Source organism: Verrucosispora sp. WMMD573 (assembly GCF_027497175.1).
In the GTDB taxonomy this organism is placed as follows: domain Bacteria; phylum Actinomycetota; class Actinomycetes; order Mycobacteriales; family Micromonosporaceae; genus Micromonospora.
Genome location: NZ_CP114901.1, coordinates 393,914 through 417,638, shown reverse-complemented (window position 1 = coordinate 417,638; position 23,725 = coordinate 393,914). Strand labels below are relative to the sequence as shown.

Annotated in this window: 26 protein-coding genes; 16 read left to right on the top strand and 10 right to left on the bottom strand. The window is 72.2% G+C overall.

Translation table 11 applies throughout. The features are described from left to right. Positions 1-39 precede the first annotated feature (39 nt). The 3 genes from hisN to aroA form a co-directional block, all read right to left on the bottom strand. Complete coding sequence (hisN, locus tag O7601_RS01945; RefSeq protein WP_281564591.1) at positions 40-852, bottom strand: histidinol-phosphatase; 813 nt, start codon at positions 850-852, stop codon at positions 40-42. A gap of 70 nt (positions 853-922) precedes the next feature. Continuing rightward, entirely contained in the window at positions 923-1,879 is a 957-nt protein-coding gene (rsgA, locus tag O7601_RS01940; protein WP_281566761.1) for a ribosome small subunit-dependent GTPase A, read from the bottom strand. A 135-nt stretch (positions 1,880-2,014) separates the two neighbouring features. Beyond that, on the bottom strand, positions 2,015-3,319 hold the full coding sequence (aroA, locus tag O7601_RS01935) for a 3-phosphoshikimate 1-carboxyvinyltransferase (protein WP_281564590.1): 1,305 nt from the start codon (positions 3,317-3,319) through the stop codon (positions 2,015-2,017). 103 nt (positions 3,320-3,422) lie between these two features. Between aroA and O7601_RS01930 the strand changes: the two genes are divergently transcribed. The 7 genes from O7601_RS01930 (at position 3,423) to O7601_RS01900 (ending at position 7,794) form a co-directional block, all read left to right on the top strand. Beyond that, positions 3,423-4,133: an SOS response-associated peptidase gene (locus tag O7601_RS01930; protein ID WP_281564589.1), complete on the top strand. Its 711-nt coding sequence runs from the start codon at positions 3,423-3,425 to the stop codon at positions 4,131-4,133. 195 nt (positions 4,134-4,328) lie between these two features. Then, positions 4,329-4,721, top strand: a complete 393-nt coding sequence (locus O7601_RS01925; protein ID WP_204001477.1) for a WhiB family transcriptional regulator — start codon at positions 4,329-4,331, stop codon at positions 4,719-4,721. Between the two features lie 41 nt (positions 4,722-4,762). Continuing rightward, positions 4,763-5,374 (top strand): alpha/beta family hydrolase, encoded by a 612-nt coding sequence (locus O7601_RS01920; protein WP_281564588.1) that lies wholly within the window; start codon positions 4,763-4,765, stop codon positions 5,372-5,374. Between the two features lie 247 nt (positions 5,375-5,621). Then, the gene (locus tag O7601_RS01915; protein ID WP_281564587.1) at positions 5,622-6,434 is read left to right on the top strand and encodes a sigma-70 family RNA polymerase sigma factor; all 813 of its coding nucleotides are present in this window, start codon (positions 5,622-5,624) and stop codon (positions 6,432-6,434) included. Position 6,435: 1 nt separating this feature from the next. Further along, complete coding sequence (gene rsrA, locus O7601_RS01910) at positions 6,436-6,723, top strand: mycothiol system anti-sigma-R factor (RefSeq protein ID WP_281564586.1); 288 nt, start codon at positions 6,436-6,438, stop codon at positions 6,721-6,723. Between the two features lie 355 nt (positions 6,724-7,078). After that, on the top strand, positions 7,079-7,294 hold the full coding sequence (locus tag O7601_RS01905) for a biotin/lipoyl-binding carrier protein (RefSeq protein ID WP_093405215.1): 216 nt from the start codon (positions 7,079-7,081) through the stop codon (positions 7,292-7,294). Next, on the top strand, positions 7,291-7,794 hold the full coding sequence (locus tag O7601_RS01900; protein WP_281564585.1) for a GNAT family N-acetyltransferase: 504 nt from the start codon (positions 7,291-7,293) through the stop codon (positions 7,792-7,794). The genes O7601_RS01905 and O7601_RS01900 overlap by 4 nt, the downstream gene beginning before the upstream one ends. Positions 7,795-7,864: 70 nt before the next feature. On the opposite strand, the gene O7601_RS01895 is transcribed toward O7601_RS01900, so the two are convergent. Next, entirely contained in the window at positions 7,865-8,461 is a 597-nt protein-coding gene (locus O7601_RS01895; protein ID WP_281564584.1) for a TetR/AcrR family transcriptional regulator, read from the bottom strand. 114 nt (positions 8,462-8,575) lie between these two features. Between O7601_RS01895 and O7601_RS01890 the strand changes: the two genes are divergently transcribed. Beyond that, the gene (locus O7601_RS01890; RefSeq protein ID WP_281564583.1) at positions 8,576-10,162 is read left to right on the top strand and encodes an MDR family MFS transporter; all 1,587 of its coding nucleotides are present in this window, start codon (positions 8,576-8,578) and stop codon (positions 10,160-10,162) included. Positions 10,163-10,175: 13 nt separating this feature from the next. Here O7601_RS01890 and O7601_RS01885 read toward each other — a convergent pair whose 3' ends face one another. Continuing rightward, on the bottom strand, positions 10,176-11,846 hold the full coding sequence (locus O7601_RS01885) for a tetratricopeptide repeat protein (RefSeq protein WP_281564582.1): 1,671 nt from the start codon (positions 11,844-11,846) through the stop codon (positions 10,176-10,178). A gap of 194 nt (positions 11,847-12,040) precedes the next feature. On the opposite strand from O7601_RS01885, the gene O7601_RS01880 reads away from it, so the two are divergent. After that, positions 12,041-13,072 carry an SIS domain-containing protein gene (locus tag O7601_RS01880; protein WP_281566760.1) on the top strand — a complete coding sequence of 344 codons (1,032 nt, stop codon included), beginning with the start codon at positions 12,041-12,043 and terminating at the stop codon, positions 13,070-13,072. A gap of 25 nt (positions 13,073-13,097) precedes the next feature. Next, on the top strand, positions 13,098-14,645 hold the full coding sequence (locus O7601_RS01875; RefSeq protein ID WP_281564581.1) for a PAS domain-containing sensor histidine kinase: 1,548 nt from the start codon (positions 13,098-13,100) through the stop codon (positions 14,643-14,645). A 27-nt stretch (positions 14,646-14,672) separates the two neighbouring features. On the opposite strand, the gene O7601_RS01870 is transcribed toward O7601_RS01875, so the two are convergent. Beyond that, positions 14,673-16,199, bottom strand: coding sequence for a glycosyltransferase family 39 protein (locus tag O7601_RS01870; protein WP_281564580.1), 1,527 nt, complete (start codon positions 16,197-16,199; stop codon positions 14,673-14,675). Positions 16,200-16,567: 368 nt separating this feature from the next. On the opposite strand from O7601_RS01870, the gene O7601_RS01865 reads away from it, so the two are divergent. The 4 genes from O7601_RS01865 to O7601_RS01850 are packed head-to-tail and all read left to right on the top strand — an operon-like array spanning position 16,568 to position 19,948. Continuing rightward, positions 16,568-18,259, top strand: a complete 1,692-nt coding sequence (locus tag O7601_RS01865) for a nitrite/sulfite reductase (protein ID WP_281564579.1) — start codon at positions 16,568-16,570, stop codon at positions 18,257-18,259. Further along, positions 18,256-18,417, top strand: coding sequence for a hypothetical protein (locus tag O7601_RS01860; protein ID WP_281564578.1), 162 nt, complete (start codon positions 18,256-18,258; stop codon positions 18,415-18,417). The genes O7601_RS01865 and O7601_RS01860 overlap by 4 nt, the downstream gene beginning before the upstream one ends. After that, on the top strand, positions 18,414-19,178 hold the full coding sequence (locus O7601_RS01855; RefSeq protein WP_281564577.1) for a phosphoadenylyl-sulfate reductase: 765 nt from the start codon (positions 18,414-18,416) through the stop codon (positions 19,176-19,178). The genes O7601_RS01860 and O7601_RS01855 overlap by 4 nt, the downstream gene beginning before the upstream one ends. Before the next feature lie 47 nt (positions 19,179-19,225). Next, the gene (locus O7601_RS01850; protein ID WP_281566759.1) at positions 19,226-19,948 is read left to right on the top strand and encodes a CbiX/SirB N-terminal domain-containing protein; all 723 of its coding nucleotides are present in this window, start codon (positions 19,226-19,228) and stop codon (positions 19,946-19,948) included. Positions 19,949-20,115: 167 nt separating this feature from the next. On the opposite strand, the gene O7601_RS01845 is transcribed toward O7601_RS01850, so the two are convergent. Together O7601_RS01845 and O7601_RS01840 are read right to left on the bottom strand one after the other, a co-directional pair. Beyond that, positions 20,116-20,373, bottom strand: coding sequence for a WhiB family transcriptional regulator (locus O7601_RS01845; RefSeq protein WP_007072794.1), 258 nt, complete (start codon positions 20,371-20,373; stop codon positions 20,116-20,118). Between the two features lie 443 nt (positions 20,374-20,816). Next, entirely contained in the window at positions 20,817-21,761 is a 945-nt protein-coding gene (locus tag O7601_RS01840) for a diacylglycerol kinase family protein (protein ID WP_281564576.1), read from the bottom strand. 42 nt (positions 21,762-21,803) lie between these two features. Between O7601_RS01840 and O7601_RS01835 the strand changes: the two genes are divergently transcribed. Beyond that, positions 21,804-22,193, top strand: coding sequence for a hypothetical protein (locus O7601_RS01835; protein WP_281564575.1), 390 nt, complete (start codon positions 21,804-21,806; stop codon positions 22,191-22,193). Positions 22,194-22,211: 18 nt separating this feature from the next. On the opposite strand, the gene O7601_RS01830 is transcribed toward O7601_RS01835, so the two are convergent. Both O7601_RS01830 and sodN read right to left on the bottom strand, forming a co-directional pair. Further along, positions 22,212-22,619, bottom strand: coding sequence for an anti-sigma regulatory factor (locus O7601_RS01830; RefSeq protein WP_281564574.1), 408 nt, complete (start codon positions 22,617-22,619; stop codon positions 22,212-22,214). Positions 22,620-22,832: 213 nt separating this feature from the next. Then, positions 22,833-23,237, bottom strand: a complete 405-nt coding sequence (gene sodN, locus O7601_RS01825; protein ID WP_093405250.1) for a superoxide dismutase, Ni — start codon at positions 23,235-23,237, stop codon at positions 22,833-22,835. Positions 23,238-23,262: 25 nt separating this feature from the next. Between sodN and O7601_RS01820 the strand changes: the two genes are divergently transcribed. Further along, positions 23,263-23,655, top strand: coding sequence for a S24/S26 family peptidase (locus O7601_RS01820; protein ID WP_281564573.1), 393 nt, complete (start codon positions 23,263-23,265; stop codon positions 23,653-23,655). The last annotated feature ends 70 nt before the right edge of the window (positions 23,656-23,725 follow it).

Below are 23,725 nucleotides of genomic sequence, written 5' to 3'. Positions count from 1 at the left end.
AAACACCAACCGGAGGTAGCCACCTGGCGAGGATAGAGGTTACCGGGCGTCAATGCGCGGCGGGCCACCGAGCCGGCGAAGGATGTCGGCGTGCAGCGCTCCGTTGCTGGCCAGGGTGCTGTTGTCGCCGCCAGCCGGTGACGGACGGCCGGCCAGATCGGTGATTGTGCCGCCCGCTTCGGTCACGATGGGTACCAGTGCGGCCACGTCCCAGAGGGACAACTCGGGCTCGATCATCACGTCCAGCGCGCCCTCGGCCAACAGCATGTAACCGTAGAAGTCGCCGTAGGCCCGGCTGCGCCAGGTGTCCCGCATCAGGTGCAGCACCGCGTCGAGTCGGCCGGCCTTCTCCCAGCCCTCCAGCGAGGAGTAGCAGAGGCTGGCGTCGGCCAACCGGGTCACCCCGGAAACTCGGATGGGCGTCCCGTGGGCGGCGTCCGGGCCCGCGTACGCCCCGGTGCCCTGCGCCGCCCACCAGCGGCGTCCCAGGGCCGGCGCGGAGACCAGCCCGGCGACTGGGCGGCCGTCCTCCAGCAGGGCGATGAGCGTGGCCCAGATCGGTACGCCCCGGACGAAGTTCTTGGTGCCGTCGATCGGGTCCACCACCCACTGGCGGCTGCCGGCGGCGGGTGTCGCGCCGTACTCCTCGCCGAGCAGCCCGTCGTCGGGCCGGTGCTCGGCCAGCAGGGCGCGGATCTCCCGTTCCACGGCAGTGTCCGCGTCGGAGACCGGGGTCAGGTCGGGCTTCGACTCGACCCGCAGATCCAGGGCACGGAACCGGGCCGTCGACAGGGCGTCGGCGGCGTCGGCGAGCCGGTGGGCGAGGGTCAGGTCAGCGGCGTACCCGGTCATGCCGGACACGGTAGCGACGCCGGCGCCGGGCCGTCGCCAGGGGCCGGGCTACGGCCCGTCGCGCGTCGGGTCACTCCGGCCGCCCGTGCGGGTCGGGCTCGGTCCGTGGGTCGGTCTCCCCGGCCCGGGAGGCCAGCAGGCGGCGGTACGAGGCCAGCCGGCGCGGATCGGCCCGCCCTGCCGCCACCCAGCCATCGAGTGCGCAGTCGGCCTCGTCGGCCGTGTGTGGGCAGTTCGCCGGGCAGTCGGCGGTGGCCTCGACCAGATCCGGAAAGCCGTGCAGCAGGCTCTCTGCCGAGACGTGGGCCAGCCCGAAGCTGCGTACCCCCGGGGTGTCCACGATCCAGCCCGGATCCTGCTGCGCGTCGGGTGGCGCGGGCAGCCGCAACGCCACCGCGCTGGTCGAGGTGTGCCGCCCCCGGCCGATCGCGCTGACCGTGCCGACCGCCCGTTCGGCCTCCGGCACCAGTCGGTTGACGAGCGTCGACTTGCCCACCCCGGAGTGACCGACGAGCACCGAGACCCGGCCGGCCAGCAGGCTGCGCAGCGCGTCCAGCGGGGAGTCCGGCCGGAGGAGCAGGTACGGCAGTTCGAGTTCGGTGTAGTAGTCGAGCACCTTCTCCGGCCCGGCCAGGTCGGCCTTTGTCAGGCAGAGCAGCGGTTCGATGTCCGCGTCGTACGCGGCGACCAGGCACCGGTCGATGAACCCCGTACGCGGCGGCGGGTCGGCCAGCGCGCTGACGATCACGAGTTGGTCGGCGTTGGCGACGACGACCCGTTCCAGCCGCCCCTCGGCGGTGCTGGCGTCGTCCTCGGCGGTGCGCCGCAGCACGGACCGGCGTGCCTCGATCCGCACGATGCGGGCCAGCGCGCCGGACGAACCGGAGGTGTCGCCGACCAGCCCGACCCGGTCGCCGACCACGACCGACTTACGGCCCAGCTCGCGGGCGCGCATCGCGGTGACAGTGGGGTCGTCCGGGCCGGCGCCGGGCAGGACGCAGGTGTACCGTCCGCGGTCCACCGCGATGACGAAACCGTCCTTGGCGTCGGCGTGTCGGGGCCGGGTCCGGGTACGCGGGCGGGAGGACCTGCCGGGCCGGACCCGGACGTCGTCCTCGTCGTACTCCCGCCGCCTGGTCGCCAGGGCCGCCCCTTCTTCCGCTCAGCTCTTGCCGGTCACCAGTGCCGACCATAGTGCCGGGAACTCGGGCATGGTCTTCGAGGTGCACGACACGTCGTCCAGCTCGATGCCCGGGACCACCAGCCCGGCCACCGCCGCCGCGTGCGCCATCCGGTGATCATGGTAGGTGCGGAACACTCCGCCGTGCAGCGGCCGGGGCCGGATCTCCAGGCCGTCGGCCGACTCGGTGATGTCCGCGCCGAGCCCGGTGAACTCCCGGTTCAGCGCGGCCAGCCGGTCCGTCTCGTGGCCCCGGATGTGGCTGACCCCGGTGAACACCGAGGGCGAGTCGGCGAGCATGGCCAGCGCGGTCAGCGCCGGGGTCAGTTCGCTGACGTCGGACAGGTCGGCGCGCAGACCCCGCACCGGGCCGGTGCCGCGCACCGTCAACCCCTCGGTGGTGAGCGCGACCTCCGCCCCCATCTGCTGCAACAGCGAGCGCAGCCGCTCCACCGGCTGGGCGCTGCCCCGCGCCGGCCAGCCGCGCAGGGTCACCTCGCCGCCGGTGATCAGGGCGGCGGCGAAGAACGGCACCGCGCCGGAGAGGTCCGGCTCGATCTCCCAACTGCGACCGGTCAGCGGCCCGGGCTCGACCGCCCAGACGTCGGGGGTGCTGTCGTCGACCGCGGCGCCGGCGGCGCGCAGCATCTGCACGGTCATCCGTAGGTGCGGTGCGGAGGGCACCGGCGGCCCGACGTGCCGGACCACCAGCCCTCGGTCGAAGCGTGGGGCGGCGAGCAGCAGGCCGGAGACCAGTTGGCTGGAGGCCGAGGCGTCGATCACGACCTCGCCGCCGGTCACCCGGCCGGTGCCCAGCACCACAAGTGGCAGGCTGCCGGTGCCGGGGGCGTCGACGCGTACGCCGAGCGAACGCAGCGCCTCGATCAGCGGGCCGAGCGGGCGGGTGCGGGCGTACGGGTCACCGTCGAGGGTGACCTGCCCGTCGGCCAGCCCCGCCACCGGTGGCACGAAGCGCATGATCGTGCCGGCGAGCCCCACGTCGACCTGGGCCGGGCCGAACAGCCGGTGCGGCCGGACCAGCCAGCGGTCGTCGTCGGCGATCGAGACGTGGGCGCCCATCGCCCGCATCGCGGCGGCCATCAGCTCGGTGTCCCGGGCGCGCAACGGAAGGGACAGGGTCGAGGGCCCGGCGGCCAACGCGCTCAGCACCAGAGCCCGGTTGGTCATCGACTTGGAGCCGGGCAGGCGCAGTGACGCCGACACCGGGTCACTGGCCGTCGGTGCGGTCCACGGCTGTAGCGGCCGGGTCGCGGTCACATTCCCCACGGGTACATTCTGCCGTGCCGTGGCCCGGTGGCCGCTACGGTGACCGGGCCACTCCCGGGGATCGGGACAGCCGCTCGGCGTACCGCGCGCTAGCGTGAGCGACATGTGCGGTAGGTACGCCACGACCCGGAACGCCGGTGAGCTGAGCGGCCTGTTCGAGGCCGTCGACGAGACCGGTGACGGGCTGGTCGCCGACCACAACGTGGCGCCGACCGATCCGGTGCCGCTGGTCCGGGTCAGCGCCGAGGGGCACCGGACGCTCTCGCTGGGTCGCTGGGGTCTGGTGCCACAGTGGTCCCGCTCGCCCGCCGGTGCGGCCCGCATGATCAACGCGCGGGTCGAGACGGTCGCCACCAGCCGGGCGTACGCTCCCGCCTTCGCCCGCCGTCGGTGCCTGGTTCCCGCCGACGGCTGGTACGAGTGGGTGCGGCTGGCCGGCGGCACGAAACAGCCGTACTACATGACCCCACGCGACGGCTCGGTGCTCGCCTTCGCCGGCATCTGGTCACGCTGGGACGGCCCGGACGCGACGCTGCTGACCTTCAGCGTGCTGACCACCGCGGCGCTCGGCGAACTGGCCGAGGTGCACGACCGGATGCCCCTGCTGCTGCCGCCCGAGCGCTGGGCGACCTGGCTGGGCGGCGACGAGGACCGGGCCGAGCTGCTCGTACCGCCGCCGATGGACTGGCTGGCCCGGTTGGAGGTGCGGCCGGTGGGGCAGGCCGTGGGTGATGTGCGTAACGACGGTCCGGGGCTGACCGCGCGGGTGCCGCTGACCCGTCCCGCCGAGCCGACGGAGATGACGCTCTTCTGATCCGCCCGGCACATTGTCGGGAGTGATTTGCTGCGGTTGCGGGTGAAAGGTGACGCGCACGTTCTGCCAACTTCCCGGCGAAGTCTTGTCCCGGTGTGCGCAAATGCGATAGAACACAGCGCCGGTGTTGGGTGTCGTTCGCGTTGGGTGAACGATCTCCATCGATATTGCTGGTCCCACGGGGGAGGTGGGTGGATGACACGGGCGCGTATGCCCCGTCCGCACGAGGTGGCCGCCGCGCGACGTGATCCGCGACTGTTGCGGGCGTTGCGTGAGCGGCGACAGGACGAAGCCTGGCGTACCAGAGGCACCTGTCAGAGCGTCGACCCGGAAACGTTCTTTCCGGCGCCGAACGAGCCGGCCGACGCGGCGGTGGCCCTGTGCCGCAGCTGCGACGTGCAGGGCTCCTGCCTGGCGTGGGCGCTGGAGGTCGGCGACTGTCACGGGGTCTGGGGTGGCACCACCCCGCGGGAGCGGCGGGCGATGCTGGTCGCCTGGCGCAGCGAGGTGCAACCCGATCCCGAGGCCGCCGGTGAGCCGGGTCCGCCGGTACGCGACCGGCTGCTCACCCTGGTGCCGTTGAGCTGACCGACGGGACCCGGTCCGCCCGCAGCGGGTTCAATGGGGCGGTGCCACACGACGTCCTCGACACCCCACGCGGCGCCGCTCGGGTCGACACCGATCAGCCGTCCGGCCCGTCCCGAGCGCTGCTGGTGCTGGGGCACGGGGCCGGCGGCGACGTCGACGCCCCGGATCTGGTCGCCCTGCGCGACGCGGCGGTCACCGCCGGGCTGGTGGTGGTGCGGGTGACCCAGCCGTACCGGGTTGCCGGCCGCCGCGCGCCCGCCCCGGCCGGGCAGCTCGACGAGGCGTGGTCCGCCGTGCTGACGGTGCTGCGGCGGCGGCATCCGGGCGTACCGCTGGTGGTCGGTGGCCGCTCCAGCGGCGCGCGGGTGGCCTGCCGGACGGCGACCGCGGTGGGCGCTGCCGGGGTGGTGGCACTCGCCTTCCCGCTGCACCCGCCCGGTCGACCGGAGCGGAGTCGGGCCGGTGAGCTGGTGACCGGCGTGCCGACCCTGGTGGTGAACGGGGAGCGGGATCCGTTCGGTGTGCCGGAGCCGGGCCAGGGGATACGGGTGGTGGTCCGGCCGGGGGAGCGGCACGACCTGCGGGGCGACCCGGTCGGCACGGCCGCACTGGCGCTGGACTGGCTGCGCGAGCACGGCTGGGCCACACCCTGACGGCGGTCGGGCGGTGGCCGGGCCACCGTGCCCCGGGTGCCGTGTCCGCCGGCCGCGCCGCTTCGTTGCACCCGATGGTGTCCCAGTGCCCGTCCGGGCGGCGACACCGGGCTCCCAGGCCCTTCCTGGTCCCAGCCGCGGTCGCACCGCCGGGGCGGGGACCAGGAACACCCGGGCCGAGCCGGAATGTCCCGCCCCACGGCGCGTGTTGAACACCTCGGACAACCACTGTGCGAGGGGGTGACCGGTGCCGACCGAGATCCGGAGCCGGGAACACGACGAGCGGGAGGCGCGGCAGCTCAGGCAGCTGCTGGCCGGCCCGAAGTGGCCGGCGGCGGTGCCACCGGCCGAGGTGGCGACGGGCACACCCGTCGGAACCGAATCTTCCGGGAGGCCGGTGCGCGTATCCTCGGCGGGGAAGCATCCAACCCGAGGGGATGTGCGGTTGACCACGGAGAAGACGGACGAGCGCAGGGCCCGGTTCGAACGGGACGCGATGCCATTCGTCGATCAGCTGTACGCGGCCGGCCTGCGGATGACGCGTAACCCGGCGGATGCCGAGGATCTGGTTCAGGAGACCTACCTGAAGGCGTACGCCGCCTTCCACCAGTTCGAGCAGGGCACGAACCTGAAGGCCTGGCTCTACCGGATCCTGACCAACACCTATATCAACTCGTACCGCAAGCGGCAGCGCCAACCGGTGCAGGCGCCCACCGACGAGATCACCGACTGGCAGCTGGCCGAGGCGGAGTCGCACACCTCCAGCGGGCTGCGGTCCGCCGAGACCGAGGCGCTGGACCGGCTGCCGGACAGCGACGTCAAGGAAGCCCTCCAGCAGTTGCCGGAGGAGTTCCGGCTGGCGGTCTACCTCACCGATGTCGAGGGCTTCTCCTACAAGGAGGTCGCCGACATCATGGGCACGCCGATCGGCACGGTCATGTCGCGGTTGCACCGTGGGCGTCGTAATCTGCGCAAGCTGCTTGAGGGGTACGCCGCGGAGCGGGGTTTCTCCGCGGCCCAGCCGGCCCGGAGTTCGACCGCCACCGGCCGGGAGGTGTGACGTGAGCTGTGGAGATCCGCACGACACGGACTGCCGTGAGGTGCTCGCCGAGGTCTACCTCTACCTCGACCTGGAGTGCGCGGAGGAACGGCGGACGCTGATCCGGCACCATCTCGACGAGTGTGGTCGCTGCCTGCGCGAGTACGGCATCGAGCAGGAGGTCAAGGCCCTGGTCGCCCGCTGCTGCGGCAACGAGTCCGCGCCGGACGAGCTGCGCGAACGGCTGCGGGTACGGATCACCGAGCTCGTCGTCTTCGAGACCAGCGAGTCGCGCGAACTGGCCGACTGACACGCGCCGGTGCCCGGGTCGATTCCGACCCGGGCACCGTGGTGTCCGTCGTCCGATCGCGGCGGGCAGCCGCCCGCCGGCTCAGGAGTTGGGGCGCTTGCCGTGGTTCGCGGCGCTCTTCTTACGGGCCTTCTTCTTACGGGCCTTCTTCGCCATGGTGACCTCCTCGTGATGGCCGAATCAGGCGGGGTACGACCCCGTCAGCGGGCGCTGGCGCCCGTGCCGGCGTCGGATCCCGACCCGTTGATGCTAGTGCCGGCGGTGCGGGTGGGCTGCTCCCGGGGCCGCACCGCGCCCACCGGCCGCCCGCTCATGATTGGATACGTCGCAGGAGCCGCGAGGAAGGGGCCGGGAGATGGCCGAGGAGATCCGTGCCGAGATGGTGGCGAACGTCTGGAAGGTCGTCGCATCGGCCGGGGACACCGTGTCCGAGGGGGACACCCTGGTGATCCTGGAGTCGATGAAGATGGAGATCCCGGTGATCGCCGAGTCCGACGGTGTCGTGCAGCAGCTCGCGGTGAACGAGGGCGACGTGGTGCAGGATGGTGACCTGATCGCGGTGATCGGTTGAGTGGCCCGCTGATCCGCCTGATCGAGCCCGCCGATTTCGCCGCCGTCGCCCGCCTCACGGTCGCCGCGTACGAGGCGGACGGGCAGCTCAAGGGCGAGACCGGCTATGCCGACGTGCTGGCCGACGTACCTTCCCGGGCGGAACACGGTGACGTGCTGGTGGCCGTGGAGCCGGCGACCGGTCAACTGCTCGGCTCGGTCACCTTCGTGCTGCCCGGCACCCGGTACGCCGAGATGTGCGGCCCGGGGGAGGCGGAGTTCCGGATGCTGGCGGTGGACCCGAGCGCGCAGGGGCGGGGTGCCGGCGCCGCGCTGGTCGAGGCGTGCGTCGCACGGGCGATCGAGCTGGGCTGCACCGCGGTGATCATCTGCGTACGCGATGGCCTCGCCGAGCCCGCCCACCGCCTCTACCGCAGGCGTGGCTTCGTCCGCCAGCCCGACCGGGACTGGACCCCCTTCCCCGGCGTGAACCTCCTCGCCCTCCGCCTCCCCCTCCCCTGAACCCCACAACCCGTGTTGATCATGAGGTTGGCGGCAGATTCATAGATCAACTTAGCCGCTAACCTCATGATCAACCTGGCGGTGGATGGGGGGTGGGTGGTGGCGGGGCGGTGATTGCGGCGAGGAGTTCGTCGGCGACCTCCAGGGCCACCCGCTTGCGCTCGGCGTCGGTGATGTCCGGCGTGCGTACGGCGAACCAGCTGCTGTGCACGGCGAACAGGGCCAGCACGGCACGGAGTTGGGCCCCGGGGGAGTCGTCGCCCTGGCAGAGCGCGGTGGCCAACCGGAACATTCGGCCGCGCAGCTCCCGGCCGGCGGAGAGGCTCTTCAGCGCGGTCTGGTTCTGCTCGAAGAACCGCATCACCGAGGCCTGCTCACCGGTGAACGTGGCGTCGGCGTACCGCTCGATGACGGCCTGCCGGGTGGCCAGCGTGGTCGGCTGGCTCTCGGCCCAGGCGATCAGGGCGTCCATCCGCTCCAGCCGGTCCTCCACCACGCTGGTGACGATCTCGTCCTTGCTCTTGAAATGGTAGTAGAGCGCGGCCTTGGTCACCCCGAGCCGCTCGGCCACCTCACGCAGGGACGTCGCCTCGTAGCCCTGTTCCGTGAAGAGCTCCAGCGCCACGGCCTTGATCCGCTCCCGGGTGCCGCCTGTGCTCTGACTCACCCATACCTGCCAATCCGGTTGACCGTCGTTCCCTGTCCAACTTACCGTCCGGCTAGTAAGGTGACTAGCCGGGCGGCAAGTAAGTGCGCCGCATCTCGGGGGGAGAGCTTACCGATGGCCCAGCAGAACCAGGCTGCCGTGCGACCCAATGTCCGGGTCGTGCTCTTTGGTCTGATGATCGCCATGATGCTGGCGATGCTCGACAACATGATCGTCAGCACCGCGCTCCCGCGCATCGTGGGCGAGTTCGGCGGGCTCAACCACTTCACCTGGGTGGTGACCGCGTACGTGCTGGGTACCACCGTCTCCACCCCGATCTGGGGCAAGCTCGGCGACCTGTACGGCCGTAAGGCGGTCTTCCTCACGGCTGTGGTGATCTTCCTCGTCGGCTCCGCGCTGTGCGGCATGGCCGGCTCGGGATTCCTCGGCGGCGCCGACGACGGCATGGTCCAGCTGATCGCCTTCCGGGCCGTCCAGGGTCTGGGCGCCGGTGGCCTGATGGTGGGCGTCATGGCGATCATCGGTGACCTGGTGCCGCCCCGCGAGCGTGGCCGCTACCAGGGCATGATCGCCGGGATCATGGCTATCGCGATGGTCGCCGGCCCGCTGGTCGGCGGCTTCATCACCGATCACCTCTCCTGGCGCTGGGCGTTCTACGTCAACCTGCCACTGGGCGGTGTGGCGCTGGTGCTGCTGATCGCCACCATGCACCTGCCCAAGTACCGCACCGAGCACCGTATCGACTGGCTCGGCGCCGCGCTGCTGTCGGTCGGTATCACCGGGATCGTGTTGATCACCACCTGGGGCGGCAACGAGTACGCCTGGGCCTCCCCGCAGATCCTCGGCCTCGCCGTACTGGCCGTCGCGGCCCTTGTGGTGTTCGGGTTCGTCGAGCGTCGGGTCCCCGAGCCGATCCTGCCGCTGCGGCTCTTCGCCAACCGCAACTTCGCCCTCATCTCGGTGATCGGCTTCCTGCTCGGCTTCGCGATGTTCGGCGCGATGAACTTCCTGCCGCTCTACCAGCAGACCGTGCAGGGCGCCTCGGCCACCAACTCCGGCCTGCTGCTGCTGCCGTTGATGTTCGGCATGCTGCTGGTGTCGCTGGTCGTGGGCCGGGCGATCACCCGGACCGGCCGGTACCGGATCTTCCCGATCATCGGCGGCGGGGTGATGGCGCTCGGGCTCGCCCTGCTGAGCCTGCTCGACGTGGACACCAGCAGGTTCTCCTCGTCGCTCTACATGCTCGTGCTCGGCGCAGGCATGGGCTTCCTCATGCAGACCTCCATGCTGATCGCGCAGAACAGCGTCGCCCAGAAGGACCTGGGGGCGGCCAGCGGAGCGGCCACCTTCTTCCGGTCCATCGGCGGGTCGTTCGGCATCTCGTTGTTCGGTGCCATCTTCGCCAACCGGCTGGCCGGCTCGGCTGCCGGCGGCGCGTTCAGCGGTGGCGGTGAGGCCGGCGCGGCGATGAACATCGAACAGCTGCGGGAACTGCCGGCGCAGGCCCGCGAGCTGGTGCTCGGTGGGCTCGCCGACGCGATCTCGCATGTGTTCCTCTGGGCGGTGCTCTTCGCCGTCGTGGTCCCGGTGCTGGCCTGGTTCATCCGCGAGATCCCGTTGCGCACGAGCAACGAGCCGGAGCCGGACAGCAGCGGGCAGGAGCAGGCCGAGGTCGAGCTGGCTCGGTCCCCGGCCGTCTGAGGCCCAGGCACGCTCAGGGCGTGCCGCGCGGGCGGGTCCGCCACGGGGGCAGGAGACGACGCAGCAGGGCACGCAGCGCACCGCGACGCTGGCCGGGGGTCACCCCGGCCAGCGTCCGCGCGGTGGTGGTGGTCTCCGGGTCGAGGTCCGGCGTGGCCAACGCCAGGTGTGCCAGGGAGGCCGCGTTGGGCAGCTGATGGTGCCGGGCCGCCGCCAGCCGCTCGGCGACCAGTTCGGCCACGTCCCGGCGGACCGACGGATCGACCCAGGCGGCGGTCACCAGAGCGAACAGGGCCGCCTCGGCGACCTCTGGCACCTCGCGCGCCAACTCCACCAACACCCGCCGCCGGGTGGAATCAGCCCACGGCTCGTCGGTGCGGTGATGCAGCAGCCCGAGACAGGTCCAGACCTGCACGCAGCGCAACCACAGTGCCGGGTCCTGACCGGCGAGCACCCGCCCCAGCGCGGTCTGCGGGGTCTCCGGCGGATGGGCCAGCAGGCCGAGCAGGTCGGCCAGATCGAGCGTGGCCAGGCCGACCGCCGCGTCGTAGGCCGCCGGTGGATGCGGCCAGGCCGGGTGAGCGAGTTCCCGTAGCCGGCGGGCGGCCTCCGCCGACGGCGGCGGTGGCGTGGTGCGCGGCGGCGGCTGCGTTCCGTCGTGCCCGGTGCCGGGTTGCCCGCTCGTCCCGCGGGCCGGCGCCACCGGGGTCAGCTGACCCAGCCAGGGGCGGCCCCGACAGCATTCGGCCAGGTCGCCGTGCTCGTGCGAGTCATCCGGATGGTCGCGGATGAAGTCCGCCAGCGCCACCAGGTGACGCACTGCGCCGTCGCGGAGGAACCGCAGGCGGTGCGCGGTGTGCACCGCGCAGTCGAAGGACGGGTTGCGGGCCAGGGCGCGCTCGATCCAGCCCAGCGCCGCCTCCAGCCGGCCGTGGTCGGCCAGGGTGCCGGCGATGTCGGCGTACACCGCCAGGTCGTCCGGGTCGTGCTCGACGGCGCGGCGTAGCGCGGCGAGCGCCTCCCGGGTCCGGCCGGCGCTGCGCAGCGCGTACCCGAGCCACACCTCGCCCATCTTCGACGGCGCCGCGCGTACCCCCCGGCTGGCCCAGCGGACCGCGAGCGGAATCTCCTCCACCCGCCGGGCCAGCGCGGACGCCGTGCCCAGTAGCAGCGCGTGCTCCGGGTGCACGGTGATCGCGTTGCGGGCCAGCGTGAGATACGGGGCCAGGGCGCTGCGGTTCGGCGGCGGAACGGGGTCGGGAACGGCGGCGCAGACCTGCATCAGTACCCGGGCGGCCTGCTCGGGCCCGAGACGCTCGGCCAGTTCGGGCGAGGTCACCCAGGGGACGCCCGCCCAGTCCGCGCCGGGTGCGTGCGCGGTGGCGGCGACCAGCAGATCGAGGCCGTCGGCCGGGCGGCCGGCCGCGGCGAGCAGGTGTGCCCGGGCAACCACGGCGCCGACGAAGGTGTGGTGCTGCAACGGGAACAGGTCGATCCCGCCGTCGCCGCTGGCGGCGGCCAGCCGGGCGAGGGTCTCGTGGACCTCGGGCAGTGTCGGTGCCCGGGCCAGCGCCGCCGCGACGTGGTCGGCGGCATGCGACAGCTCGCCGGAATCCAGGGCCCGCCGGGCCAGGATCAGTTCCTCCGTCGCCGGCAGCGCCCGGTCGTCCGTTCCCTCGGCCACGTGGTCCTCTCGCTCGTCGGTACCGGTTGCGCGGTGAGGTCGGGTCAGCGTAGGGGAAGAGATCCAGTTTTGGTGATCCACTGCGCATTCCTGTTCGTTTGATTGCTCGGACTGGCGCAAAGGTGCAAGACTGAGCAGCAATCGCGCGGATAATGCGCAGGGGAGGAGTTTCCGTGACGCGCCCAGGTAGCGGCATGGCCGCCGACATCGACGAGCAGCCGGCCGGTTACGAGCGGTTGCTCTCCACTGAGCACGCCGCCGCCATCGCCCGGGTGGCCGCAGCCGTCGCCGAGCGCCGCCCCCGACACGTGGTGTTCACCGCACGGGGCACCTCGGACCACGCCGCGCTCTACGGTGCCTACCTCAGCGAGATCCGCCTCGGCCTGCCGGCCGGTCTGGCCTCGCCGAGCGCGGTCACCCTATTCGGCGCCCGGCCGGACCTCTCCGACGCCCTGGTCGTCGGGGTCAGCCAGAGCGGCGGATCTCCCGACCTGACGGAGGTGCTCCGGGCCGCCCGCGACTCCGGTGCCCTCACCCTCGCTGTCACCAACGCCCCGGACTCCCCGTTGGCGACGACCGCGGAACTCTCCGTGGACATCGCGGCGGGACACGAACGGGCGGTGGCCGCCACCAAGACCTACACGGCCGAGTTGCTCGCCCTGCTGATGCTGGTGGAGGGGATCCGGGCGGGTGACGGCGTGCTGCCCGTCGAGGAGCGCCGGGCGCTGGCCGACCTGCCCGAGCTGGCCGCCCGCACCCTCACCGACCCCGTGGCGGCTCAGCTCGCGCCGCGTTACCGCTTCGCCGCCCAGATCGTCACCACCGGCCGGGGATACGCGTACCCGACCGCCCGGGAGGCGGCGCTGAAGCTGATGGAGACGTCCTACCTGCCGGCGTTGGCATTCTCCGGCGCCGACCTGCTGCACGGGCCGCTGGCCATGACCGACCCGGACGTGCCGGTGCTGGCGGTGGTCGGCTCGGGGCCGGGCGGGCGGTCGATGGGCGAGGTGCTGCCCCGGCTCGGTGAGCGCCGCGCCGACGTGGTGGTGGTCGGCTCCGCGGAGATCGACGGCGCCACCCGCCTCGCCGTGCCCGAGGTCGACGAGCGGTACGCCCCGCTGCTGGACATCCTTCCGTTGCAGCGGCTGGCGTTGGCGCTCGCCCTGACCCGGGGCGAGGACCCGGACGCGCCGCGCGGGTTGAAGAAGGTCACCGCGACGATGTGACGGTCGGCGTGGCACGCTGGTCGGCGTGTCAACGCTGCGCGATCTCGCCGAGGAGCACACCCGCCTGCGCCGGGTCGACATCGACCACCTGCACCGCATCGCCGGTGACTGGCAGTTGCTGTCCGACCTCTCCTTCGCCGACCTGCTGCTCTGGGTTCCGGTGGACGGCGAGGGCAGCTTCCTCTGCGTGGCCCAGGTCCGCCCGACCACCGCGCCGACCGCGTACCAGGACGACCAGGTGGGACGGATCGTCGGCGGCCCGGAGGTGGCGCACCTGGAGGTCGCCTACGGGCAGGGGCGCATCTGGCGGGAGGGCGACCCGGTCTGGTACGGCGACGTGCCCGCCCGGCACGAGGCGATCCCGGTCCGACTGCGCGCGGCCGACGGCGAATCCGGCGAGGTGATCGCCGTGGTGGGCCGGGACACCAACCTCTCCACCGCGCGTACCCCCAGCCAGCTGGAGTTGAACTACCTCACCACCGCCGACGACCTGGCGCAGATGATCGCCGACGGCACCTTTCCGCCGCCCCGGCACCCGGGCGAGACCACCTCGGCGCCGCGGGTCGGTGACGGGCTGGTGCGGCTGGACGCCGGTGGCAAGGTCACCTACGCCAGCCCCAACGCGCAGTCGGCGTACCGTCGCCTCGGTCACGCCTCGCTCCTGGTCGGTGAGGATCTCGCGGCGCTGCACCGGCGGCTGGCCGGTGATCCCCTGGAGGGCACGGACGCCGCGAACGGCATCCTCGCCGCGCTGCGCGGCGAGGCGCCGCCGCGACGGGAGATCGACGCGCGGGGGGCGACCATGCTCACCCGGGCCCTGCCACTGATGCCCGCCGGTGTGCCGATCGGCGCGCTGGTGCTGGTCCGCGACATCACCGAGGTACGCCGACGTGACCGCGCGCTGATCACCAAGGACGCCACCATCCGGGAGATCCACCACCGGGTGAAGAACAACCTGCAGACGGTGGCGGCGTTGCTGCGCCTACAGGCCCGCCGGGTGTCCATGCCGGAGGCGCGGGTCGCGCTGGAGGAGTCCGTACGCCGGGTGGCGTCGATCGCTCTGGTGCACGAGACGCTCGCCATGTCCAGCGACGAGGCGGTGGAGTTCGACGGGATCGTCGACCGGGTGGCCAACGCGGCCACCGAGGTGGCGGCGACCGAGGTGAGCGTCGCGATGCGCCGTACGGGCACCTTCGGCGTGCTGCCGGCCGAGATCGCCACCTCACTGGTGATGGTGCTCAACGAGCTGCTGCTCAATGCGGTCGAACACGGCTTCCCGCCGGCCGGTGACGACGCTCCGGTGACCGTCGGGCCGGCGAAGCCCGAGGTGGTGGTCTCGGCGCACCGGCTCCGCCGGATGCTGCATGTCACCGTCGCGGACAACGGCCGGGGCCTGCCGGCGGGGTTCGAAGCCGAGGGCGGCGCCAAGCTCGGGTTGCAGATCGTCCGGGCGCTGGTCACCGGGGAACTGCGCGGGACCATCGAGTTGCGCCCCGGCGCAGCCGGCGGCACCGAGGCGTTTCTGGCCCTTCCGCTGGCGCGCAGCGCCCCCGAGGGCCGCGGCGGCGGGTGACCGGCCGGGGCCGGCGTCGGGGGACGGTCAGCCGTGTCGGGTCAGCAGGGCGAGGGTGAGGCCGGCGCGCGGCCAGACCTCGGTCACCGTGAAGCGGTCGCGTAGCGCGTCCCCCTTGGCGCCCGGCACGGCGGCGAGGGGGTCGGATGACCGCCCGGCCAACACCAGCCAGACCCGGTCGACTCCGGCCAGGCACTCCGCCGGGCGGTCGCATTCGGCGGCCCACAGGTCACCCCGGCCTTCCTGCCCCTCGGCCAGCAGCGCGTCCCGTGGGACTCGACCGCCCAGGTGATAGCGCAGGCCGAGGTCGAGGAAGAGCCAGCTGTCTCGGGGCGAGTAGACCACCGCGTCGCCGGGCCGCCGGCTTGCCGCGATGATCCCGGCCGTGGCCCGGTAGTCCACCGTGGCGGTGCGTGGCCACTCGTGGGTACGGCGCAGGGCCGCCTGCTCGGGTAGGCCGAGCAGGCCGGCCAGAGCCACCACCGCCAGCGCGGCGGGTAGCCGGACGGAGGTGAGTGCCGCGCCGGCCAGCAGGCAACCGAAGGGCACCACAAAGACCAGGTAGCGGGGCACCCACAGGGGGACGACCAGCCCGGCCAGGAACAACAGCAGCACCGGTGCCAGGACGCTACTCAGCGGCAGCAGCGCCCGACGGCCGGCCCGGGCCGCGCCGAGCGCGGCCAGTCCGACCAGCACACCGCCGACGACGCCGCTCTGCGCCACCCCGCCTGCCAGGGCCGCCAGGTCTCCGGGCCGGGCGGCGTCCACCCAGTCGAGCTGCCGGCCCCGCTGTCCGCCGGCCGTCAGGGCCAGCGGCACCACCGCCACCGCCACCGGCACCAGGGCGGCCAACCAGTACCCGACCACCCGGCCGGGTGCTGGCGACTGCCATTTCCCGCTGTCGCTCGGCCGGTCACGCCGGCCCTCGGCATCGGCGTCAGTGGCGGGATCGGCGCGGATGGTTGTGGTGAGCACGGCGACCGCGTGGGCGGCGAGCAGGGTGAGAGCCACCAGGTGGGTGAGCCCGAGGGCGGTGGTCGCCGCCGCGTAGCCGATCCAGCGTCGCCGGGTGCGCCGTCGCAGCGCGTCGACCAGCAGCAGCGTGCTCAGCACGGCGAGCGCGCTGACCAGGGCGTACGGTCGCGCCTCCTGCCCGTATCGAGAGGTCCCGGGCAGCACCGCGAACAGTAGGCCGGCGAGGGTGCCGACGCGGGTGTCCCAGAGCCGGTGCCCGAGTACGGCGGTCAGACCGGCGGTCGCGGCCATGGCCAGGGCGGAGGGCAGGCGCAGCGCCGCCACCGAGTCGCCGGCCGAGGCCAACCAGGCGTGCATGAACAGGTAGTAGGGGCCGGTGGCGGCGTCGATCGTGCCGGCCAGCCGGAACAGGCCGCCCAGTCCCCTGGTGGCGGCGCTCCAGGTCGCCAGCTCGTCGCGCCAGAGCTGGGCGGTGTCCAGCCCCACCAGCGTGACCAGCAGCGTGACCGTCGCCGGCACCAGCCATACCGGTACGGAGCGCAGCCGCCCGCCGCTCAGCCGGACGCCGATCCCGACCACCGGAATCGACCTATCGGACAAATGCCCCACGTCGCGAGCCTGCCACACGGTGACGCTCGGGGGAGCCGGCAGCGACCGCCCGTGATGTGGGATCACGCACGTCACCATTGGCTGCCCCGCCCGCGGTGTGGCAGCATGACGTCCATGACTGCCGCTGTCGTGCGCCGCTTCGTGGCTCGACGCCACGTCGATTACGGCCGCGTGCGCAGCGCCATCTGTCCGGCTCACTGACGACGCCCGACCATCCCTGCCTCGGGCACGCAGCGCGCCGGCCGTGCAGAGACATCGCTGTCCACGGTCCCTCCGGGAACCGGTCGTCGCGCCTGCTCAGCCCCACCGAGGCGCAGCAGACAACGGAGGACGCCGCGATGGCAGTCAGCGAGATTCCGGCCCGCCCACCGCGGGCGCCCCGGCGCCCCCGTGGCGAGGGCCAGTGGGCGCTCGGGCACCGGGAGCCTCTCAACCCCAATGAGCGGATCAAGAAGGACGACGATCCGCTGAACGTGCGGGCCCGCATCGAGAACATCTACGCCCACCGCGGGTTCGCCTCCATCGACCCGCAGGATCTGCGTGGCCGGTTCCGGTGGTGGGGCCTGTACACCCAGCGGAAGGCAGGCATCGACGGCGGGCGCACCGCCGTGCTGGAGCCGCACGAGCTGGAAGACGAATTCTTCATGCTGCGGGTACGCGTCGACGGCGGCCAGCTCGACCTGACCCAGTTGCGGACGATCGCCGAGATCTCCCGGGAGTTCGCCCGGGACACCGCGGACATCACCGACCGGCAGAACATCCAGTACCACTGGATCCGGGTCGAGGACATGCCGGAGATCTGGCGGCGGCTGGAGTCGGTCGGATTGCAGACCACCGAGGCGTGCGGAGACTGTCCCCGGATCGTGCTCGGCAGCCCGGTTGCCGGGGTGGCCGAGGCCGAGCGGATCGATCCCACCCCCGCCATCGACGAGATCGTCAAGCGGTACGTCGGCGACAAGCAGTTCTCCAACCTGCCGCGCAAGTTCAAGTCGTCGATCTCCTGGCTGGTGGACACCCCGTACGAGGCGAACGACATCGCCTTCCTCGGTGTCGATCACCCGGAACACGGCCCGGGCTTCGACCTGTGGGTCGGCGGGGGCCTGTCCACCAACCCGATGCTGGCCCAGCGGCTCGGCGTCTGGGTGCCGCTGTCCGAGGTACCCGACGTCTGGGCCGGCGTGGTGGGGATCTTCCGCGACTACGGCTACCGACGACTGCGCCACCGGGCCCGGCTGAAGTTCCTGGTCGCCGACTGGGGCGTGGCCAAGTTCCGGGAGGTGCTGGAGAAGGAGTACCTCGGTCGGACCCTGCTCGACGGTCCGGCACCGGCACTGCCGGAGCGGCCGATCGACCACATCGGCGTGCACCGGCAGCGGGACGGCCGCGACTACGTCGGTGCCGCCCCGGTGGTCGGGCGGGTTTCCGGGACCCAGCTCGCCCAACTCGCGGACGTCGTCGAGGCGCACGGCAGCGAGCGGGTGCGCCTGACTCCGTACCAGAAGCTGCTGGTGCTCGACGTGCCGCCGGAGCGGACGGAGTCGCTGGTCGCGGGCCTGCGTGAGATCGGCCTGGAGGCTCAGCCGTCGGCCTGGCGGCGCGGCACCATGGCCTGCACCGGCATCGAGTACTGCAAGCTGGCCATCGTCGAGACCAAGGCACGCGGCGAGGAACTGGTGGCCCGGCTGGAGCAACGACTGCGCGACTTCGACGCGGACATCTCCATCCACATCAACGGCTGCCCCAACGCCTGCGCCCGCACCCAGGTCGCCGACATCGGCCTCAAGGGCCAGCTGGTGACCGGGCCGGACGGCCGTCAGGTGGAGGGCTTCCAGGTGCACCTCGGCGGTGGGCTCGGCATGGCCGAGGGCCACACCGCCGGCTTCGGGCGCAAGCTGCGTGGCCTGAAGACGACCGCCGAGGAGCTGCCCGGGTACGTCGAGCGGCTCGCCGTTCGCTACCTGGCCGGCCGGACCGAGGGCGAGACGTTCGCCAACTGGGTGATTCGGGTCGACGAGGAGGAACTGCGATGAGTGGTGAGACTCGTTCCGTGCCGCTGTACTGCCCGTACTGCGGCGAGGAGGATCTGCGGCCGAGTGAGACCGGGCCCGGCGCGTGGGAGTGCCACGCCTGCGCGCGGGTCTTCACGGTCAGGTTCACTGGCCTGCTCTCCCGGGTGGTGAACAGGTGAGCGCCCTGGTCTCCGCCGCCGGTCTGGGCCTGGTCGGCGCCGCCGCCGTGGCCACCGCCGATCCGTCCCGACGCGATCCGGACGAGTTGCGGGCGCTGGCTGAACGGGCCGGTCGGGAGCTGGAGGGCGCCCCCGCGTCGGAGATCGCCCGGTGGGCGGCGGAGACCTTCGGGGACCGGTTCTGCGTGACCAGTTCGATGGCCGACGCCGTCCTCGCTCACCTGGTCTCCCGGGTGGCGCCCGGGGTGGACGTGGTCTTCCTCGACACCGGGCTGCACTTCCCGGAGACCCTCGCCGTCCGCGACCAGGTGGCGCGTACGCTCCCGGTGCGCGTCCGGTCCATCCGGCCGCGGCTCACCGTCGGGCAGCAGGACGGTGAGTACGGACCGCGGCTGTTCAACAGGTCTCCGGACGAGTGCTGCCAACTGCGCAAGGTGGAGCCGCTGGAGCGGGCGCTCACCGATTATGACGCCTGGGCCGCCGGCCTGCGCCGCGACGAGTCGCCGACCCGCGCCAACACGCCGGTGGTCACCTTCGACGCGCGTCGGGGCAAGGTGAAGGTCAACCCGATCGCGGCCTGGACGCAGGCGGACGTGGACGCGTACATCGCCCGGTGGAACGTGCCGGTCAACGAGCTGTTCCGGCATGGCTACGGCTCGATCGGCTGCTGGCCGTGCACCCGGCGGACCGGTGCCGGTGAGGACTCACGCGCGGGCCGCTGGGCGATGTTCGAGAAGACCGAGTGCGGGCTGCACGTCTGACCGGATTCGTCGGCCCGACCGGCGAGCCCCGGTCGGGTGACGATCCGCTGCTGCTGGTCGCGCACGGCAGTCGCGATCCCCGGGCGGCCGAGGCGACCAGGGCTCTGGCCCGGGCGGTCGCCGCCGCCCGCCCCGGTATGCCGGTGCTGCCGAGCTGGCTCGACCACACCGAGCCCGGTCCGACCGAGGCGCTGCGGGGGCTGGTTGCGGCCGGTCACTCCCGGGCGGTGCTGGTGCCACTGCTGCTGACCGCCGCCTATCACCGTCGGGTGGACATCCCGGCGGCGGTGGCGGCGGCCCAGCGGTCCGGCCCACCGATCGAGGTGCGGGTCACCGACGTGCTCGGGCCGGTGCGGGGCGAGGTGGACCCGGCGTTGCTGACCGGGTTGCGACGGCGGCTCGGCGAGGCGCGGCCGGGAAAGTGCGACGCCGTCGTGCTGGCCGCTGCGGGGACCCGTGACGCCGCGGCCCGGGGATCCGTCGGGCGGGTGGCCGCCGCGCTGGGCGCGGCCCTGCACATCCCGGCCCGGGTGTCGTATGCCTCGGCCGCACCGCCGGATGCCGGTGCGGCGGTGACCCGACTGCGGGCGGCTGGCGCTCGACGGGTGGCCGTGGCGGCCTACTTCCTGGCCCCCGGGTTGTTCCACGACGCGGTGGCGGCGGCGGCCCGGGATGCCGGCGCGGTCGCGGTGGCGTCCCCGCTGACCGACGTACCGGATCTGGTGGAGCTGATACTCCGCCGGGTGACCGCCGCGTCGACTCACTCCTGACTCTGCGTACTGACGGAAGAGCGCGCGACGTCAGCCGGGTCACGACTAATTGCTGCGCTTATCAGTGACGATTCGGCGGCCATGAACGGTGGTTCAGGGGCGGACAGCAGAACGCCCCGGCGGGCTGAGCCGGCCGGGGCGTTTCGCTTCGTACGTGTGTGTGGTGGTCAGGCGGAGTGAGCGCGCAGCACCCGGAGGCCGCCGCGACGCTTGACGGCGCGCCGCTCCTCCTCGCTCATTCCGCCCCAGACGCCAGCGTCCTGACCGGATTCCAGCGCCCACTGCAGGCACTGGTCGGTCACGGAGCAGCGCCGGCAGACGGCCTTGGCCTGCTCGACCTGCAGGAGAGCCGGACCGGACGTCCCGATCGGGAAGAACAGCTCCGGGTCCTCGTCGCGGCAGACAGCATGGTGACGCCAGTCCATGGCGGCAACACTCCTCATTCTGGATGGGTGGCAGATGTTGCTTGTTGGTGCTTTTCCTATATGCATCCGCATTGCCGAAGGTGACGGTTCGCGTCCGCCATTTCGGCAGTGCGTGAGCAGGCTGTTGGCCCCGGGGGCCTGCTGGAAAAGCTCAACTCGCCGAGCATGTCCAGGCAATGTCCCGGTAACTCAAGTTCGCTTGTGAATACTTTCACGAACTCACGCGATGTCAAGGGTGGCGCTCGGAAAAACTCCGGACGGTGAGCAAGCCCACAACCCATTTGTCCGGGTTCCGGATCTCTCCGGCTACCCGTCGTGTCACAGTCGAGGATCAATATAGTACAGTCCGCCGAACATTGCTGACATTTCCGGCATCCGTCCCGGTGTCGCAGCCGTCGCGCAGGGGACGTCGCCGACTGCCTCACCCCGGCGGGACCGGAGACCTAACAGATTACTCTGAGTGCGGCGGGAACGCTTGTGAATCTGACTTTTTCCCGCTCGCCAAGATAGTCGCCGTCGAGCTGAAAAGCCTGCGGACGGCTCGCGAACAGCGTGAACTCGGCTACGTCGTGCAGCCGCAGCACCTGGCGACCATGAGGATCGGGTGCCGGAGAGAAGAATTGCGTCACGGTGCGTGTCGTGCTGGCGACGCCGAGCTGGCGCAGGGCCAGCACGTCGAGCCCCAAGTCGAACGACGCGGCCGGATTCGGGTTGACCTCCCGGTCCCCGACGTACGTCCACGGGGCGGTGTTCTGCACGATGATCGTGGCCAGATCGCTCTCGGTCGCCTCGCCCGGTCGCTCCAGCTGGATCGCCGGGTGTCGTCGCTCGTTGCCCAGCAGGAACTGCGCGGTGAACGCTCGGAAGTAGAGCGAGGGGGAGGAGACCCGGCCCCGGCGGCGCGCCTCCTCGACGCGGTGGATCACCGATGCGTCGAGCCCGAAGCCGGCGCAGAAGGTGAAGTAGCGGTCGTCGGCCCGGCCGAGGCCGATGGTGCGGCGTCGGCCCAGCCGCAGCCCCTCCATGATCATGCTGGCGCCCTCCGGCCATTCCCGGGGCAGGCCGAGCGCCCGGGCGAAGACGTTCGTCGAGCCGCCCGGCACGGTGGCCAGGGCCGGCAGCCGGTCGGCCGTCGGTTCGGCGCCACCTGCGGTGGTCGCTGTCATCAGCCCGTTGACCACCTCGTTCACCGTGCCGTCGCCACCGAGGGTGACCACTGCGTCGACACCCTCCTCGGCGGCCTCCCGAGCCAGCGTGGTGGCGTGGCCGCGTTGGCGGGTGTAGCGCACGGAGAGGTCGACCTCACTGCGCAGCGCTCGGACGAGCACGTCACGCGCGCGCTCACTGGTGGTGGTGGCCTTCGGATTGACCAGCAGGACGGCCCGCATGGGCGGCACTGTACTCCGAGCCGTCACCGGTATCGTGACCGCGTGACCATCGACTCCGACCCGACCCCCGTCACGCTCCGTTGGGCGGTCCGGCTGCTGCGCGGCCAGGCGGTCGCCGTCGGGCTGGTCGCCGCCTGGCTGATCTTCGCGGATCTGACCGCCACCACCACCCACCTGACGTCGGCGCTGCTGGTGACCGCCTTCGCGATCGGTGCCGCGGTCGCCCTCTGGGCGCTGGGCGGCGCCCTGCTCCGACGGCGAGCCGGTGCCCGCGCGCCGGCCATCGTGCTTCAGCTCATGCTGCTGCCGATCGGGTGGTTCATGATCCAGGGTGGGCTCGGCTGGCTCGGTGTGCCACTGATCGCGCTCGGCGTCGGGGTCACCTGGTTGCTGGTGAGCCCGCCGACCACCCGCGCTCTGGGCTTCGAGTGACCTGACCCGGGCGCCCGGTCACCAGCCGGAAGCGCGTCGGGTGAGCAGCGAGATGGTCGCCCGGCCGTCGCTCGCTCGCGCCCCCGCCGAGGTGGTCAGCGCGGTGAGCACCTTCCAGGCGAACGACGACTCCGCGGGCAGTCGGGCGCCGGGCATCGTCGGCACGGTCACCTCGACGGTCAGTGCGTCCTCGGTGACCGAGAAGCGGCAGTCCAGTTCGGCATCTGCGGCGGCGATGGCGAGCAGCATCGCGCACGCCTCGTCGACCGCGATGCGCAGATCCTCGATCTCGTCCAGGGCGAACTGGAGACGGGCCGCGAGGCCGGCGGTGGCGGTGCGGAGCACGCTCAGGTAGCCGCCGTCCGCGGGCACGGTGAGGTGCACGATGTCGTCATCGGTCGTCGGCTGGCCGGTCAGTTGAGTCACCACTCATCCCCCCGGTCGGGGACTCTACCCGCTCGGGCCGCCACGCGGTTGATGACGGTCAGTGCGGCGAGTTGGCGGCGCGGGTGGACGCATTGAACGGGATCGCCCGGACGCGATCCGAGGGCCGTGACGCGTCGGCGGCCGGCGCGTCCGCAAACGGGACGCGCCGACCGCCGACGATGAACCAGCTTCAGGTGCCGTACGCGGGCGACCTCACGCCTGCTTGGTCTCCCAGAAGATCTTGGAGATCTCGTCGATCTTCTGAAGCAACTCGTCCGCCTTGGTCGGGTCGGTGGCACCCTTGGCGCCGGCCGCGCCGGCCAGCTTGGTGGCCTCGTTGAACAGCTGGTGCAGGTGCGGGTACTTCTCGAAGTGCGGGGGCTTGAAGTAGTCGGTCCACAGCACCCAGAGGTGGTGCTTGACCAGTTCGGCCCGCTGCTCCTTGATCAGGATGGCCCTGGTGCGGAACTCCGGGTCGGTGTTGGCCTGGTACTTCTCGCAGATCATTTTCACCGACTCGGCCTCGATGCGGGCCTGCGCGGGGTCGTAGACGCCGCAGGGCAGGTCGCAGTGGGCGCTGGCGCTCACGCGGGGCGCAAGGATGCGTGGAAGTCGCATCGGGATCCTCCATGGGAAGTTTGCGATGATCCAAGACGACATTACTCCTGGACGGTGGTCCCCGAGGGGGCTGGAGGTGAAACCCGTGTCCACCACCCGGCTGCGCTGGCCGCTGTCGGCCGTGCTGGTGACCGGGCCCTCCATGGCACCCACGCTGCGTCACGGTGACGCCGTGCTGGTGCGGCGGGGCGGCCGGGCGACCCGTCCCGGTGACGTGGTGATCGCGGTGTTCCGCACTCGACCGGAGCTGCTGGTGGTCAAACGGGCGATCCGCCCCGTCGACGGCGGCTGGTGGCTGTCCGGGGACAACGGGCTGGTCACCGACGACTCCCGCAGCTACGGCGTGGCGGACGTGCAGGGTCGGGTGGTGGCCCGGTACTGGCCCCGGCCCGGCCGGGTACCGCCGCGACCGTTATGAACCTGCTCACATACTGGACCCCTGGGCCTGACTATGCTCGGAAGTGCCCGGGTGACCCCCCGCACCGCCG